18 protein-coding genes are annotated in these 14,149 nt (G+C 64.5%); 7 read left to right on the top strand and 11 right to left on the bottom strand.

All coding sequences use genetic code 11. The features are described from left to right. The first annotated feature begins 99 nt into the window (after nt 1-99). Nucleotides 100-903, top strand: coding sequence for a MipA/OmpV family protein (locus HNP60_RS02520; protein ID WP_184149827.1), 804 nt, complete (start codon nt 100-102; stop codon nt 901-903). A 10-nt stretch (nt 904-913) separates the two neighbouring features. On the opposite strand, the gene HNP60_RS19825 is transcribed toward HNP60_RS02520, so the two are convergent. The 7 genes from HNP60_RS19825 to purE all read right to left on the bottom strand — a co-directional run bounded on the left by HNP60_RS19825 (nt 914) and on the right by purE (nt 5,144). Continuing rightward, complete coding sequence (locus HNP60_RS19825) at nt 914-1,036, bottom strand: hypothetical protein (protein WP_260394615.1); 123 nt, start codon at nt 1,034-1,036, stop codon at nt 914-916. A gap of 8 nt (nt 1,037-1,044) precedes the next feature. After that, complete coding sequence (locus HNP60_RS02515; protein WP_184149825.1) at nt 1,045-1,311, bottom strand: nuclear transport factor 2 family protein; 267 nt, start codon at nt 1,309-1,311, stop codon at nt 1,045-1,047. An 18-nt stretch (nt 1,312-1,329) separates the two neighbouring features. Continuing rightward, the gene (locus HNP60_RS02510) at nt 1,330-1,893 is read right to left on the bottom strand and encodes a GNAT family N-acetyltransferase (protein ID WP_184149823.1); all 564 of its coding nucleotides are present in this window, start codon (nt 1,891-1,893) and stop codon (nt 1,330-1,332) included. A gap of 102 nt (nt 1,894-1,995) precedes the next feature. Next, nucleotides 1,996-2,928, bottom strand: a complete 933-nt coding sequence (locus tag HNP60_RS02505; RefSeq protein ID WP_184149819.1) for a bifunctional riboflavin kinase/FAD synthetase — start codon at nt 2,926-2,928, stop codon at nt 1,996-1,998. 128 nt (nt 2,929-3,056) lie between these two features. After that, nucleotides 3,057-3,551, bottom strand: coding sequence for a dihydrofolate reductase (locus tag HNP60_RS02500; RefSeq protein ID WP_184149816.1), 495 nt, complete (start codon nt 3,549-3,551; stop codon nt 3,057-3,059). 19 nt (nt 3,552-3,570) lie between these two features. Then, nucleotides 3,571-4,659: a 5-(carboxyamino)imidazole ribonucleotide synthase gene (locus tag HNP60_RS02495; protein WP_184149813.1), complete on the bottom strand. Its 1,089-nt coding sequence runs from the start codon at nt 4,657-4,659 to the stop codon at nt 3,571-3,573. Further along, the gene (gene purE / locus HNP60_RS02490; RefSeq protein ID WP_184149810.1) at nt 4,656-5,144 is read right to left on the bottom strand and encodes a 5-(carboxyamino)imidazole ribonucleotide mutase; all 489 of its coding nucleotides are present in this window, start codon (nt 5,142-5,144) and stop codon (nt 4,656-4,658) included. The genes HNP60_RS02495 and purE overlap by 4 nt, the downstream gene beginning before the upstream one ends. A 230-nt stretch (nt 5,145-5,374) precedes the next feature. Between purE and HNP60_RS02485 the strand changes: the two genes are divergently transcribed. Together HNP60_RS02485 and HNP60_RS02480 are read left to right on the top strand one after the other, a co-directional pair. Further along, nucleotides 5,375-6,013, top strand: coding sequence for a GGDEF domain-containing protein (locus tag HNP60_RS02485; protein WP_184149807.1), 639 nt, complete (start codon nt 5,375-5,377; stop codon nt 6,011-6,013). A gap of 6 nt (nt 6,014-6,019) precedes the next feature. Next, nucleotides 6,020-6,295 carry a GNAT family N-acetyltransferase gene (locus HNP60_RS02480; protein WP_184149804.1) on the top strand — a complete coding sequence of 92 codons (276 nt, stop codon included), beginning with the start codon at nt 6,020-6,022 and terminating at the stop codon, nt 6,293-6,295. A 276-nt stretch (nt 6,296-6,571) separates the two neighbouring features. On the opposite strand, the gene gpmA is transcribed toward HNP60_RS02480, so the two are convergent. Beyond that, entirely contained in the window at nt 6,572-7,258 is a 687-nt protein-coding gene (gene gpmA, locus HNP60_RS02475; protein ID WP_184149801.1) for a 2,3-diphosphoglycerate-dependent phosphoglycerate mutase, read from the bottom strand. A gap of 126 nt (nt 7,259-7,384) precedes the next feature. Here gpmA and HNP60_RS02470 point away from each other — a divergent pair, with 126 nt between their 5' ends. Together HNP60_RS02470 and HNP60_RS02465 are read left to right on the top strand one after the other, a co-directional pair. Continuing rightward, nucleotides 7,385-8,113, top strand: coding sequence for a dienelactone hydrolase family protein (locus HNP60_RS02470; protein WP_184149798.1), 729 nt, complete (start codon nt 7,385-7,387; stop codon nt 8,111-8,113). 245 nt (nt 8,114-8,358) lie between these two features. Beyond that, on the top strand, nt 8,359-8,754 hold the full coding sequence (locus HNP60_RS02465; RefSeq protein WP_184149795.1) for a hypothetical protein: 396 nt from the start codon (nt 8,359-8,361) through the stop codon (nt 8,752-8,754). Nucleotides 8,755-8,874: 120 nt separating this feature from the next. Here HNP60_RS02465 and HNP60_RS02460 read toward each other — a convergent pair whose 3' ends face one another. Beyond that, the gene (locus tag HNP60_RS02460; protein WP_184149792.1) at nt 8,875-10,725 is read right to left on the bottom strand and encodes an AAA family ATPase; all 1,851 of its coding nucleotides are present in this window, start codon (nt 10,723-10,725) and stop codon (nt 8,875-8,877) included. A 313-nt stretch (nt 10,726-11,038) separates the two neighbouring features. Here HNP60_RS02460 and HNP60_RS02455 point away from each other — a divergent pair, with 313 nt between their 5' ends. Further along, nucleotides 11,039-11,251 carry a ParD-like family protein gene (locus tag HNP60_RS02455; RefSeq protein WP_184149789.1) on the top strand — a complete coding sequence of 71 codons (213 nt, stop codon included), beginning with the start codon at nt 11,039-11,041 and terminating at the stop codon, nt 11,249-11,251. A 1-nt stretch (nt 11,252) separates the two neighbouring features. Further along, a complete protein-coding gene (gene map / locus HNP60_RS02450) occupies nt 11,253-12,023 on the top strand; it encodes a type I methionyl aminopeptidase (RefSeq protein WP_184149786.1) in 771 nt (256 codons plus the stop codon). Between the two features lie 303 nt (nt 12,024-12,326). On the opposite strand, the gene HNP60_RS02445 is transcribed toward map, so the two are convergent. After that, nucleotides 12,327-13,484: a M14 family metallopeptidase gene (locus tag HNP60_RS02445; RefSeq protein WP_184149783.1), complete on the bottom strand. Its 1,158-nt coding sequence runs from the start codon at nt 13,482-13,484 to the stop codon at nt 12,327-12,329. Further along, nucleotides 13,481-14,089: a DUF4136 domain-containing protein gene (locus HNP60_RS02440; RefSeq protein WP_338056685.1), complete on the bottom strand. Its 609-nt coding sequence runs from the start codon at nt 14,087-14,089 to the stop codon at nt 13,481-13,483. The genes HNP60_RS02445 and HNP60_RS02440 overlap by 4 nt, the downstream gene beginning before the upstream one ends. Nucleotides 14,090-14,149: the final 60 nt, after the last annotated feature.

The raw sequence follows: 14,149 nt of genomic DNA, 5'->3' as shown, positions 1-14,149 counted from the left end.
CAATATTTACACGGCGGCGCAGCGAGTTATGCAGAGGGCCTAGACATCGCAAGCGGCGTCGGCACCGGGCCGGGCACCAAGCTGCGAGCCGGAGACGACATGCCGATCGCCTTTCTTCGCACAGCTTTCCTCTCCGGCCTTGCATTCCTTCTTCCGGCCACCGCCCAGGCCCAGCAGACGAGCAGCGACAAGGAACCCTTGCGCATCCGCGTCGCGCTCGGGCCTCAGCTCGTCCCCGCTTATCCCGGCGCCGACCGAGTCTCGCTGCGCCCCTTCATGGAAGTCGATCTGGCCCGTGGCGAGAGCCCCTTTCCCTTCGAGGCGCCGGATGAAAGCTTCGGCTTTCCGCTGGCGCGGGTGGGAACCTTCGAGATCGGCCCTGCGCTCAATTTCGAGGGAAGACGCCGGGGCAGCGACACCGCGCCGGGCATCGCCACGGTCGGGAGAACCCTGGAGGCAGGCGCCTTCGTCCAGTTCTATGTCGTGGAGGCGCTGCGACTGCGCGCGGACGTGCGGCGCGGCCTGGGCGGCCACAAGGCCTGGGTCGGCGGGCTCAGCGCGGACTGGGTCCTGCGGGATGCGGACAACTGGCTGGTCTCGGCCGGACCACGCCTCACGCTGGGCGGCAAGCGCCTGCATCGCGCCTATTTCGGGGTGTCGGCGGCGGAAAGCGCGGCTTCCGGCCTGCCCGCCTTCGATCCCGGCGGCGGCGCGCAGGCCGTGGGCGGCACGGTCGGCTTCATCCGCCAGATCGACCAGCGCTGGAGCGTCCATGGCTATGCGCGTTATGACCGGCTGATCGGCGATGTCGCCGACTCGCCGATCGTGCGGGACTATGGATCGCGGGACCAGATTTCCGGCGGGCTGGCGCTGAGCTATACTTTCCGCCGGACCCGGCGCTGAGGCACGCGCCTCATTCCAGCGCCGAATCCCAATGCTCCACGATCAGGCCGTCGCGCAGGCGATAGCTGTCATACCACCAGACCGGGCGGAGGCGCGCGGGATCATGCGGGTCCGGCACATCCCGGCGGAACATGAGCTGCACTAGGGCTGATCGCCCTCGGCAAGGACAAATTCGAAGCGGGTGAGCGGATATGTGCCCGGCGCCCGCGGCGGCGCATCGTCGAATTCCCTGCGGAGGAAAGCGATGAGTGCCTCCAGCCCTGAAGGCGCGCTCGGGCTGTTCTGGATGTAGTCTCGGGCAATATAGTTCGCCGCCGCCGCGACGTTGCGCCCGTCGATCACCTCGTGCCACATATCCAGCACGACCTGCTTGTTTGCGGCCTCGATCGCCCGTTGAGCGTCCGTCATGCGGGTCTCCCTTCCCCCTTACATCGTCAGTCGTGCAAAGGCGGGCGAGGCCGTGAAGGCTTCCCATGTGGTGCGCCATTTGCGGACCGGCTTCGCGTCGGGCCAGAAGGGCGTCCACATCTCGCCGGGCTCGGCGCCAAGGGCACGGGCCACTTTCTGGCTGGCCGCGTTGCTGTCGTCGATCATGTGCAGGGTTTCGGTTCTGCCCAGCGCCTCATGCGCCCAGCGGAAAGCCGCCGCTGCCGCTTCGCTCGCATATCCCTTGCCCTGATGAGACGGGAAAATCCCCCAGCCGATCTCGAAGGCCGGCCAGCCGGGCGGTTCCAGCGGACCGACATGGCCGATAAAGGCGCCGCTCGCCTTCTCCTCGACCGCGAAATTCCCGAAGCCGCGCGCGACCCAATGGCCGGCCAGGGAGCAGAAGCGCTGCCAGCTCTCGCCATGGGAAAGCCCCCGTCCCTCCCGCGTGATGAAAGTGGCGAACGCATCGTCAGCCATCTGCGCGCAGAAGGTCTCGACATCCTCCGCGCGGAAAGCGCGCAGGATGAGACGCGGCGCTTCGATGGTGGGCGGTTGGGTCACGGTCCTCTCCTGTTCTCTTGTCTTCCTATCTGAGGGCAGGAGAGCGGCGGATGCAACAGATCTGCGCAAGGGACGCGCGCGGGGCGAGTCTTTCCCCGCGTCTCAGGGCGTGGCGGCGAGGATCGCCCGGGCGCGGGCGACGTCTTCGTCCATCTGCGCGACGAGAGCCTCCAGGCTGTCGAACTTTTCCTCGGAACGCAGCCGCTCGATCAGCGCGATTTCCACGGTCTGGTCGTAAAGACTCTCCGAGAAATCGAAGATGTAGGTTTCCAGCAGCTCCTTCGGAGGCTGGAAAGTGGGGCGGATGCCGAGGTTGGCGGCGCCCGGCAGCACCCGTCCGTCCGCCAGCAGCACCCGCACCGCATAGATACCATAGGCCGGGCGAAGATAGTCGCCCAGATCCATGTTCGCGGTCGGGAAGCCGATAGTGCGCCCGCGCTTGTCCCCATGGATGACCGGCGCGGCGATGGTGAAAGGCCGAGTGAGCAGCCGCGTCGCGGTGGCGCAATCCCCCGCCGCCAGCGCCTCGCGGATGCGGCTCGACGAGATCACGGCGCCCGTCTCGTCCCGCACGGCGGCGACGGCCTCCACGGCCAGCCCATGGCTCGCGCCCAGTGCCGCCAGCGTCGCGATGGTACCGCTGCGACCGCGACCGAAGGTGAAATCCTCGCCCGTGACCACGCCCGCCGCCGCGAGCCTGCCGCAGAGCAGGTCGACGAACGCTTCGGCACTCATAGCCGCCATTTCCGCGCCGAAGCGGAACACCAGCATGGCATCCGCCCCGGCCGCCGCGAACAGCCGCTCGCGCTGCGCCAGCGTGGTCAGGCGGAAAAACGGCAGGTCCGGGCGGAAATGACTGATCGGATGAGGATCGAACGTCGCGACGATGGCGGGGCGCCCCTCCGCACGGGCACGCGCGACGGCACGGCCAACGACCGCCTGATGCCCCGCATGGAAGCCATCGAAATTGCCCAGTGCGATGATTGCGCCGCGCAGATGCGCGGGCATGGGCTCATCGCTCGTGATCCGTTCCATTCCGGCGCGCTATAGGCACCGGGCCGCGCCTGCGCCAGTCCCCGCGTGCCGGTGCAGCAGAGGATGGCACGGCCCTGCCGGCCCCGGGCGCCGTGCCCCGGCCGCAGCAGGGCACGCTCTCATGGTCTTCAGGCGCGAAGGAAGGTCAGATAGCTGTAGGCGGGAGCATCGCCCGCGGCGGCGAAATCCTCCCGCGCAGCCTCGCGCCAGCGCGCCGGCGAGGGGGCATCGATGCGCGCGTCCCCGGGCGGGTTCAGCCCGACCTGCGTGATTTCCAGACGATCCGCGACCGGCTCGAACAGGCGATAGATCTCCGCGCCGCCGATCACGGACAGGACCGGTGCCTGCGCGATGGCGATCGCGTCCTCGACACTGTGGACGACTTCCGCCCCCTCGGCCTGCCACGCCCGGTCGCGCGTCAGCACGATGTGCCGCCGGCCGGGCAGCAGGCGCGGAAGGCTGTCGAACGTCTTGCGCCCCATGACCATCGGCGTGCCCATGGTCATGGCCTTGAAACGCCGCTGCTCGCCGGGAATATGCCAGGGAATATCGCCCTCGCTGCCGATCACGCCATTATCGGCGCGGGAGAGGAGGAGAACGATCTCGGGGCGAGCATCCGTCATGATGCGATCCTCCGGCATGTCAGGCCGTTCCATTCAGGCGCAGCCGCGTCACATGGCCCATCTTGCGGCCGGGACGGGCCTCGTGCTTGCCATAGAGATGGAGATGGGCGGTCTCGTCGGCAAGAATCTCTGCCCAGTCATGCGCCCGCGCCCCGATGATATTCTCCATGGCGACGCCTGCCGCGGCGCGGGCCGTCGAGCCCAGCGGCAGGCCGCAAATCGCCCGGACGTGATTCTCGAACTGGCTGGTGACGGCGCCCTCGATGGTCCAGTGGCCGCTGTTATGCACGCGCGGCGCCATCTCGTTGAAGATGGGCCCCTTGTCGCCCGCGAAATATTCGAGCGTCAGAACGCCGACATAATCGAGGGCATGGGCGACCTGCGTGGCGATCTCCCGTGCCTCGTCCACCTGCGCCAGCACCGGCGCGGGCGCGGGCACCACCGAGGTCGACAGGATGCCCTCGACATGGACGTTATGAGGCGAATCCCAGAAGCGGACCTCCCCGTCACGCGCCCGCACCAGAATCACCGAGAATTCATGGTCGAAGCGCACGAAGCCTTCCAGCAGGGCCGGGCGTCCGCCGATCTCCGCCCAGGCGCGATCGAGCTGCGCGGGATCGGCCGCCATGATGCGGGCCTGCCCCTTCCCGTCATAGCCGAAGCGGGTCGTCTTGAGGATGGCCGGGGCGCCGATCTCCTCCACGGCCAGGGCGAGCCCCGCGCGATCGGCCACCGGGCGATAAGGCGCCGTTCGCCCGCCGAGGCCCGCGAAGAAGGCCTTCTCGCTCAGCCGGTCCTGCGCGATGCCGAGCGCGCGGGCATTGGGATGGACATGGCCCAGCCCGGCCAGCAGATCGACCGTGGCCGCCGGCACATTCTCGAATTCATAAGTGATGACGTCCACCGCCTCGGCAAAGCGGGCCAGCGCCGTGGCATCCTCATAAGCGCCCTGCGTCCAGTCCGCGGCGACGTCAGCGGCCGGGCCGCTGGGCTCGGGCGCGAAGATGTGCGCGCGATAGCCCAGCTGCGCCCCGGCCATCGCCATCATCCGGCCGAGCTGGCCGCCCCCGACGATGCCGATGGTGGACCCCGGCGGAACGATCTTCATTCGACATCGTCCGCGACGGTTTCCGCGACCGATTCGGTCTGGCGGGCGCGCCAGGCTTCGAGGCGCTGCGCCAGTGCGGGGTCGCCATTGGCGAGAATCGCGGCGGCGAGCAGGCCGGCATTGATCGCGCCGGGCTTGCCGATCGCCAGCGTGCCGACCGGAATGCCGCCCGGCATCTGGACGATCGAATACAGGCTGTCCACGCCGGAGAGCGCCGCCGAGCGGACCGGCACGCCCAGCACCGGGAGGCGAGTCATCGCAGCCGTCATGCCCGGCAGATGCGCGGCCCCGCCGGCGCCCGCGATGATGACCTGAAGGCCCCGGCCGACCGCGCCCTTGGCATAGTCCACGAGCCGATCCGGCGTGCGGTGCGCGGAGACCACCTTGCATTCATGGGGGATTTCCAGCGCTTCCAGCGTCTCGGCCGCGTGGCGCATGGTCTCCCAGTCCGACCGGGACCCCATGATAATTCCCACTTTCACCATGGCCGCGTCCCTGCCCTTGCGGTTTCAAAAAGATGCCGAACTTTCCGGTAGGGAATAGCTGGCAATGTCTCGTTAAGGCACTGGCCAATAGAGATCACTGCCATGCTGCACAACCGGTCAAAGCGGTCCATCCATGGGCCGAAACGCGCTTTTTGGGCTGCATTTTTCAGAACATGAATTTATACAGCGATAAACATCATCATCCCGCGGTCGCGCAAGGGAGGTAGAGTTTGGCACGAGCCACTACCCGGGACGTTTCGCGCGATCAGAGCAGCGGAGACGTTTCGGCACTCGAACAGGAAGTGGACGCGCTCCGCAAGGAAGTGCGGCTGCTGCAACTTGCCAATGAAGAGCTGGAGCGGCTGGTCGTGCGCGATACGCTCACGCCGCTCTACAACAGGCGGCATTTCATCGCCTGCCTCGCCGAGCGCCTGAACCGGCTGGAGCGCTATGGCGCGCAGTCGGCACTGGTGTTCGTGGACGTGAACGGCATGAAGCTCATCAACGACACATTCGGGCACAGCGCCGGCGACTATGCGCTGCTGCACGTCGCCCGGATGCTGGGCGCCTGCGTGCGCAACACGGACATCGCGGCCCGGGTGGGCGGCGATGAATTCGCGCTGCTGCTCGATGGCGTGAGCGAGGGCGGCGCGGCGGACAAGGCACGCCAGCTCGCCCGCATGATCGCGGAGACGGAATGCCGCTTCGGCAACCATCTGCTGCCGCTCTCCGCCTCGTTCGGCTGCACCGACCTGCGCCCGGGCGACAGCGATTTCGCCGCCATCGCCCGCGCGGACATGGCCATGTACAGCGCCAAAAGGCAGGCGAGCGGCGGGAGCTGGTCCGCGGCCGCCCGCCCGCAGGAGTAAAGAGGCATGAGCGACTTCCGGGACAATGCGGAACGCAGCCGCTACGAGCTGGCGGTGGACGGCGGGCTCGCGCTGGCCGACTACCACCGGCAGGGCGATGTGCTCGCCATCACCCATACCGAAGTGCCGCCCGCGCTGCAGGGCCAGGGCATCGCGGCCCGGCTGATCGACGGCGTGGTCGCGGACGCGCGGGCGCGGGGCCTGAAGATCCGGCCGCTGTGCAGCTATGTCGTCACTTATTTCCGGCGGCACCCCGAGGCAGGCGACGTGCTCGCCGCCTGACGGAAAAAGGCGGACGGTTGGCCATCGGTGCGATGGCGTGTTCTCAGCAGGAAAAAGCCCGGTTTTCGGCGGGATCTGATCCCGGCGGGGCGGTCCGCCGCGCGCTATTTCCGGACACATCAGGACATATAAAAAGGCTGGTCTCCACCCGGGGACCGTCCCCCCGGGCGAGCGGATCGCGGTCGATCCTATTTTTCTTTTATATCAATCGCTTGAACCAAGATTTCCCGCGTGCGGGAAGGGTGGGGCTGCGCCCCTCCCCGCGCGTCCCGCAACTCAGCGCTCGGAGAGATAATAACGGTCGAGCGCGGTGAGATCGTCCGCGAGATCATAGACGATGGGCTGGCCGGTGGGGATCTCCAGCCCGGTGATCTCGTCATCGGGAATGTTGGAGAGATGCTTGACCAGCGCGCGCAGCGAATTGCCGTGGGCGGAGATGAGCACGCGCTTGCCCGCCTTCAGCTCCGGCGCGATGCGGCTCTCCCAATAAGGCAGCACGCGCGCGATGGTATCCTTGAGGCTTTCCGTCGCGGGAATGTCGATGCCCGCATAGCGCCGGTCCTTCGAGAGATCATATTCGCTGCCCGCTTCCAGCGGCGGCGGCGGCACATCGAAGCTGCGGCGCCAGATCTTCACCTGCGCGTCGCCATGCTTCGCCGCCGTCTCCGCCTTGTCGAGACCGGTGAGGCCGCCATAATGCCGCTCGTTGAGGCGCCAGTCCTTCTCCACCGGCAGCCACAGCCGATCCATTTCCTCCAGCGCGAGATGGAGCGTCTTGATCGCCCGCTTCTGCAGCGAGGTGAAGCACTGGTCGAAATCCAGCCCCTTCTCCTTCATCAGCGCGCCTGCCGCAGCCGCTTCCGCCGCGCCCTTCTCCGTCACGTCCACATCCCACCAGCCGGTGAAGCGGTTCTCCAGGTTCCAGGCGGACTGGCCATGGCGGATGAGGACAAGCGTGGGCATGCAGGATCACTCCGGATTGTCTTGGGCTGGGGGCCTGATAGCGCGATTTCAGGATGGCGCAACTTGTCCGGCACGGGACAATCGGCCATTGAAGCCCCCGACCCGACAAAGCGAAGGAGACGGATCATGGCCATCACCCGCACCGTTCACATCCACGAGGGCCCCGGCGGCCCGTTCGAATCGATGTTCGTGGGGGACACGGCAGCCGGCACGCAGCCGGGCATCCTGCTCTTCCCCAATTTCTTCGGCGCCAAGGAATGGGATTTCGCCAAGGCCGAGACGCTCGCGGCGCTCGGCTACAAGGTGCTCGTCGTCGACTATTACGGGCAGGGCAAGCGCGGCACGGACATGGAAAGTTCCGGCAAGCTGCTGCACGACTTCATGGCGGACCGCATGGCTGTGAAGACCCGGCTGCTCGATGCACTGGCCGAGCTCAAGGGCCTGCCGGGCGTGGACACGGGCCGGCTCGGCGCGATCGGCTTCTGCGCCGGGGGCAAATGCGTGCTCGACCTCGCCCGCGCGGGCGCCGACATCAAGGCCGGCGTCTCCTTCCACGGCGTGTACGACGCCCCGCCCTTCCCCAACGCGCCCATCACCGCCAGCCTGATGATCTGCGACGGCTGGAACGACAATCTCTGCCCGCCCGAAGCCAAGACGGCGCTGTGCAAGGAACTGGCCGAGGCGGACGTGGACTTCCAGTTCATCACCTACAGCCGCACCGGCCACGCCTTCACCGCCGACGACGTGCCCCTCAACGCCGACCGCAGCTTCGGCTTCCAGCCGGACACGAACCGCAGAAGCTGGGCCGCGGCGACGGGGTTTTTGGGGGAAATGCTGGGATTAACGGATAGCTGAATGCCGGGTGGCGCGGGGGCGGCCCGGTACGGCTCATCGATGTCCCTTCATCGCCGATTGCTGAACGGCAGGTCCTCGCCAGAAACGGGCCGAAGCGGCATGCCGGCTTTCAAGTAAACGCCGCAGGGCATTTCATGATGGCACGCGGATGAAGCGTCGCCGCCCAAAGTTGCGCGAAGTCCTGGCTTGTCGGCCGCTGGATTCTGATGTTTATCGTCTCTGGGGTCCGCAGGGGAACGGCCACGATGCGCTGGAACGAGATCGGTTGGAATGTAGCGCGCTGCTTGTTCGGATTGTGCCTGATCGGCCTGACGCTATCCGTCGTCATACAGTTTGACGGAAACCATCCCCCTGAAGCCGTTGAAGCTGCCGCAGACCTCACCGGCGCACTCAACAGGTCCGGTTTCATGAACCCGCTTCTTATCATCTCCCTGCTGACAGGGGGCGCGGCGCTGATGGTCGATCGGTCATCACCGATCGGACTCTTGCTGGTGGCCCCTGCCATCACGGTGATCGCCCTGTTTCACTATTTCCTGACCGGCAGTTATGTTTGGGGTAGCATCTGGCCCATCTGGTGGGCCGCGCTGGCATGGCATTATCGGCACGTTTTTGCCCGGCTATGGCAGCCCTCCGGCGACTAGATGATTTCCCCGCAGCCAGACCTGTTTGATTGCGCCTGACACCCCGTAATGTGCGATGACTTCCAGCCCATCGCCCACAGCCGCACCGGGCACGTGTTCAAAGCTGGCGGGTAACGCCACTCAGCTTGTGATCGCCTCCATAATTGCCCGTACCTCGACGCTCTTGGGATCAGCATCATCAGCAAGGAATATCGCCAGCCTGTTCTGACAAAAATTGATAACCTGATCGAGGTCCTTGCCAATGCTAAGATACCACTCGAGATCCCCCTCGCTTAAGATAAACGTTCGGTTCGCTATCTCGTCGGTGATCTTCGCCTGCCAATCGGGATGAGCGACCTTGAAGGCCGCAATCTCTGCTTGGGTCTTTAACCGCGCACCTTTCGCAGTCGAATAGTGCAGGTTGATGATATAGTCGAAGTCAGCAATCGCATAGACTGTTAAGCCGAAGGCCTCGAACAGATCTCGCCACTTTTGGAACTCACCTTTGCCGCCGATGTGGAGAACGGCGATTTCCTGATCGAGCTGGCGATAGCGCTCTTGGATAACTGCCTTTATAAAATAGCGATCGCTGTCACCCTCGACGAGGACGACCTTCTTGGCAAAAAAGGCGTAGGTCGACCGCGTATTGTCGAGGATTTTGATCAAGCTTTTTTGGTCTGCGTTTAGTGTCGGTGCATGGATTTGAGTGCGCCCATCGGCGCTCAGGGCAAAGCGCCGGACCGAATTGATCGTGCTTGAGTTGATCAACGCCTCCGAGTGCGTGACCAAGATGTACTGGCACTTCTGCACGCGATTCAGATCGCGGATGACCTGCAAGTATTCATGTTGAAATTGGTAATGGAGGTGGATCTCGGGTTCGTCGATGATGATAACGCCGCCCTTCAGGTCGCCCCTCCCGTATGCCTCCATAACTAGGTGGATGATCGCCTTTTGACCGGCGCTCAGGCTGTTGATGTCCCCGATAGGCTGGTTGCGACGAGTGTCGTAAAAATGAAAACTGTAATCCCAGGTGCGCTGCTCTTGCAGGCGAATCTCGCAGCGCAGGTTGATTACCTGAAGACGCTTATTTATCGCAACAATGAACGGTAGAGTATTTGCCTCATCTTCGCACTGCTCTTTCGTTTTGGCCTGCGACATCAAATCGTAGTGCCGCTCGGCGACCTGCAGCCGCACGAGACCGAAGATTGACGGTTCTTGCTGATCAATTGCATTAAGGCTGCGACCGAAATCCTGAGACCTGATTTGTTGGATCTGCTGCGCTGCTGCCGCATTACGTAGCGAAATGCTCGGCTGGAAAGCATTGTAGTTTCGATAACTGCTAATAAGGGTGAAGGACTCCAAAAGGGGCATAATTGTTCGTTCAGGATTCAGATGGTTGTGAAGGGCGATGGCCTCCTTGAAATAATTGTAATCTGTTAAATAACGAAATCCGAAGTCCTCCCCTCCATTCTGAAGGTGTATAGAAAAGGTGTTTCTCGCACGATCGATTACGACATCGACAGTATACAAATCTCGATGACCGCCTTCCACCGAGGGTGCGTAGGTCGAATAGATACGGGCATGCTCTAAAATATTGACCAAGTTATCTTTGATTTTTTTGATGTTTCCGTGATCTATCTCATCAAGGCGTAGCGCGATCCTAATCCGCTGCTCCAAAGCTCCGCTTTGCCAGTTCGCCTCAAGCCGAAATGCCGCTACGTCGCGCTGATCGACAGGCTGCAAGATCTGCCCGCGGTCGGCAGATGACAGGTTATGTCGTTGCTCAAAAAGATCACTGTTAAATACAAATTGGCGATAGAATACGTGTTTGAACAGAAAATTTATTATCTCAAGAGCCGTAGATTTCCCGGAGCCATTCTCACCGATTATGATATTTAAGCCATCATCAAAGGTGATTTTTTCTGCATCCGTGATATTTGGCACATGCGAAAAGCTCAGGATGTTAGAAACCTGTAAGTATTCGATCCGCATTGTAAAGCTTAGCCTTCCGTTAATGGATCAGTTGAGGCACGAATGCCTCTCATCCCCGATATGCCTATCGGCAATTGCTTCGACAATGGTTTTCCCGTTGAAGTTACGGCAACCACTGATGGTGCGATGTTGACGAAGAACCTGTCGCTTAGCACTTCGCATAGGAATGACCGCTGAGCCCAATGCGGCCGTCGGAACCGCCGTTCAGGGCGGTCTTTCCCGGAAGCTTCGCCGCGCCGCCCCCACCCCCCTTTGACACCCCGCAATATACGATCCATATACACTCCGTATAGTCGATCACGGGGAATCAGACATGGGTATCGTCAAGATCGGGGATGATCTGCATGAGGAAGTGCGGCGGGCGAGTGGGGTGATGTGCCGCTCCATCAATGCGCAGGCGGAGTTCTGGATGAAGATCGGCATGCTGGCCGAGGCGAACCCGGCGCTCTCCTATGTGGAAATCATCAGGATGCAGGTGGCGGCGGCGCATGGGCAAGCTGCGGGGCCCGAGGCCGTGGCGGCCTGAGATGGTGAAGACCCCGGACGAGCTGGCGCTGATGCGCATCTCCGGCCGGTTGCTCGCATCGGTGTTCGAGATGCTGGACGGTCAGGCGCTGGCGGGCATGTCCACGCTCGCGGTCAACGATCTGGTCGACCGGTTCATCACGGCGGACCTCGCGGCGCGGCCGGCGAGCAAGGGGCAATATGGCTTTGCCTATGTGCTCAACTGCTCGATCAACGATGTCGTGTGCCATGGCGTGCCCGATGCGGGGCAGATCATCCGCGACGGCGACATCATCAATCTCGACATCACGCTGGAGAAGAACGGGTTCATCGCCGATTCCAGCAAGACCTACATCGTGGGCGATGCGCCGCCGGCCGCGCGTCGGCTGGTGCGCGTGGCGCGCGAGGCGATGTGGAAAGGCATAAGGCAAGTGCGGCCCGGCGCGCATCTGGGCGACATCGGCTTCGCGATCGAGCGGCACGCCAGGCGGCACGGCTATTCCGTGGTGCGCGATTATTGCGGGCACGGCATCGGCCGCGAGATGCACGAGGAGCCGCAGGTGCTCAACTTCGGCAAGCCCGGCACGGGGATGACGCTGCGCGAGGGCATGGTCTTCACCATCGAGCCGATGCTCAACCAGGGCAGCCGCAAAGTGACGACGCAGGACGACGGCTGGACGGTGGTGACGCAGGACGGCAAGCTCTCCGCGCAATTCGAGCATACCGTCGCGGTGACGGGGCGCGGCGTGGAGGTGCTGACGCTGCGCCGCGAGGAGGCGGCGATGATGGCGTGATGGGCGGGGCTTGGGGGCGGCGCCCTGGCCTCTCACGCACGATGTAGCCCCGGCACGATGTCGTCCCGGCACGACGTCATCCCGGGCTCGACCCGGGATCCCGCTGCCTTGAGGATCGCGGGACCCGGCAGGTTTGAAAAAGAAGAAGCTGGATCCCGGGTCGAGCCCGGGATGACGAAGGAGATGGGGGCCGGGCGTGAGGAGGCCGGGCGCTGAGAATCCGGGATGACGAAGGGAATGGGGGACGGGGAGCGGTGCCTCCGGGGCGCGGGTGCTCCCTCTCCGCTCAGATGTCCCCGGACCTCAGATGTCCCCGACCATTTCCGCGAGCGTGGCGAGGCAATCGCGGGCGAGTTGCATGGAGCGCTCGGGGCTCCAGCCCTGCCGGGGATCGGGCAGGTCATCATTGTCCTTAAAGGGCATTTCCAGCGTCATGGCGACGGCGCCGTAGCGCTCCGCGATCTGGGTGGTGGCCATGGAGAGATTGGCCTTGCCCGGCTGCGATTCGGTGTAGCCGAGGCGCGTCTGGAAATCCGGCGTGCGGGCAGCGAGCGTATCGCGATATTTGCGGAACAGCGCGATGCGCTCCGGCCGCAGGGTGGGAATACCCTCGAACCCCGCAAGGAACACGGCGGGGATGGCTTCGTCGCCATGCACGTCCATGCAGAAGGCGACGCCGGTCTCGTCCATGCGATCACGCACGCAGAGCACTTCGGGCGAGCGCTCGGCGGCGGGCGCATGCCACTCGCGATTGAGATTGATGCCGGCCGCATTGGTTCGCAAATGACCACGGAAGGAACCATCCGGGTTCATGTTCGGCACGATGTGGAAGCGGCAGGCGGCCAGCAGGCGACGGGCATGGGCATTGCCCGGATCGGTCAGCATGTCGATCGCGCCTTCCATCCACCACTCGGCCATGGATTCGCCGGGATGCTGGCGCGCGATGAGCCAGACGGGCTTCTCGCCCGTGCCCAGCTCCAGGCAATCGATCGGCCGGCCATCCAGGCTGAGGCCGAGCTGGCGCAGCGTGACGCCGGGGCAGGAGGCGGCGCTCGCCAGAAGATCCTGGTGGCGCTCCAGCGAATAAGGCGCGAAATAAGCGAACCAGGCGGCATCGGCGCCCATCTCGTGGCGGATGGTGAGCGTGCCGCCATCCTCCCCCCGATCATAAGTCGCGGGCGCGCGCAGCCACTGTTCGCGATCCTCCGAGACGACGGCATCATAGCCCGGCCAGCCATCGGGATAAGCCGAGCCATGCAGGCCCGTGATGCGCAGCGTCAGCGCCGTGCCGGCCGGGGCGGCGGCGCGGAAATGGAACCACTGGAAGAAATCGCTCTCATTATCCTTGCGGATGGAAAGCGTGGCGGTTGTTCCCTCGATCCGCTCGACGACGATATTGCCGCTGTCGAACCGGCTGGTGATGAGAAGAGGGGCGGGCGCGGGACGGGTCTGGTTGGTCATTGCACCGTGATAGTCTCGCCGGACGAGCCGGGGAAGCCCTGGAAAAGCGCATCGGCCAGACGCCCGACCGCAATGCCCGGCTGCGCGGCGGGCGAACCCTCCTTCGCGGCCGTCTCGGCACGCCCTTCCCAGAAGGCCACCTTGTCCGACGCGCGGCGCAGCTGCACGCGCAGGCGCGTGGCCACCACCGGCTTGGGCTTGCCCGAGAGATTGAGGCCGATGCCCACGCCGACGCCGCTGCCGAAGCTGCCCGTCGACCCGCCGACGCCGACGCTCACGGGCGAGCGGCCCTGCGCGCCGGGCGCATAAGTGTCGCGCGTCAGGGCGACGACCGCCTCGACATCGCCACCGGCCGCGCCCTCATCGAGCACGGTAAAGCCATTGCGGGCCAGCGCGGCGCTCACCGCATTGGCGACGGCGCGGAATTCCAGGCTGTTGCTGTCCGCCGCGTCGGCCGGCACGATCGTCACGCGGCCCTGGCGCGCCACCTGATCGGCATGGAAGCGCGTGACCTCGACCGGGCCGGTGGACGTGGCGCAGCCCGTAAGCAGAAGCGCCGGCGCAAGCGCCAGCAGCGCGCCTTTCAAGTGCCTCGTGCGCATCATCGCCTCTCCATCCTTGCGTCTCGTGCCAACCTGTTGTTCCCGCCGCCCATTGGCGACCCA

This window comes from Sphingobium lignivorans, assembly GCF_014203955.1.
Lineage (GTDB): Bacteria > Pseudomonadota > Alphaproteobacteria > Sphingomonadales > Sphingomonadaceae > Sphingobium > Sphingobium lignivorans.
This window is presented reverse-complemented; position numbering and strand designations above follow the sequence as displayed.

What these genes read in the sequence shown, in the direction of transcription:
- HNP60_RS02520 (WP_184149827.1), top strand. Translation starts at nt 100, where the DNA reads ATGCCGATCGCCTTTCTTCGCACAGCTTTCCTCTCCGGCCTTGCATTC.
- HNP60_RS19825 (WP_260394615.1), bottom strand. Translation starts at nt 1,036, where the DNA reads ATGTTCCGCCGGGATGTGCCGGACCCGCATGATCCCGCGCGCCTCCGC.
- HNP60_RS02515 (WP_184149825.1), bottom strand. Translation starts at nt 1,311, where the DNA reads ATGACGGACGCTCAACGGGCGATCGAGGCCGCAAACAAGCAGGTCGTG.
- HNP60_RS02505 (WP_184149819.1), bottom strand. Translation starts at nt 2,928, where the DNA reads ATGGAACGGATCACGAGCGATGAGCCCATGCCCGCGCATCTGCGCGGC.
- HNP60_RS02500 (WP_184149816.1), bottom strand. Translation starts at nt 3,551, where the DNA reads ATGACGGATGCTCGCCCCGAGATCGTTCTCCTCCTCTCCCGCGCCGAT.
- HNP60_RS02495 (WP_184149813.1), bottom strand. Translation starts at nt 4,659, where the DNA reads ATGAAGATCGTTCCGCCGGGGTCCACCATCGGCATCGTCGGGGGCGGC.
- purE (WP_184149810.1), bottom strand. Translation starts at nt 5,144, where the DNA reads ATGGTGAAAGTGGGAATTATCATGGGGTCCCGGTCGGACTGGGAGACC.
- HNP60_RS02480 (WP_184149804.1), top strand. Translation starts at nt 6,020, where the DNA reads ATGAGCGACTTCCGGGACAATGCGGAACGCAGCCGCTACGAGCTGGCG.
- gpmA (WP_184149801.1), bottom strand. Translation starts at nt 7,258, where the DNA reads ATGCCCACGCTTGTCCTCATCCGCCATGGCCAGTCCGCCTGGAACCTG.
- HNP60_RS02470 (WP_184149798.1), top strand. Translation starts at nt 7,385, where the DNA reads ATGGCCATCACCCGCACCGTTCACATCCACGAGGGCCCCGGCGGCCCG.
- HNP60_RS02465 (WP_184149795.1), top strand. Translation starts at nt 8,359, where the DNA reads ATGCGCTGGAACGAGATCGGTTGGAATGTAGCGCGCTGCTTGTTCGGA.
- HNP60_RS02460 (WP_184149792.1), bottom strand. Translation starts at nt 10,725, where the DNA reads ATGCGGATCGAATACTTACAGGTTTCTAACATCCTGAGCTTTTCGCAT.
- HNP60_RS02455 (WP_184149789.1), top strand. Translation starts at nt 11,039, where the DNA reads ATGGGTATCGTCAAGATCGGGGATGATCTGCATGAGGAAGTGCGGCGG.
- map (WP_184149786.1), top strand. Translation starts at nt 11,253, where the DNA reads ATGGTGAAGACCCCGGACGAGCTGGCGCTGATGCGCATCTCCGGCCGG.
- HNP60_RS02445 (WP_184149783.1), bottom strand. Translation starts at nt 13,484, where the DNA reads ATGACCAACCAGACCCGTCCCGCGCCCGCCCCTCTTCTCATCACCAGC.
- HNP60_RS02440 (WP_338056685.1), bottom strand. Translation starts at nt 14,089, where the DNA reads ATGATGCGCACGAGGCACTTGAAAGGCGCGCTGCTGGCGCTTGCGCCG.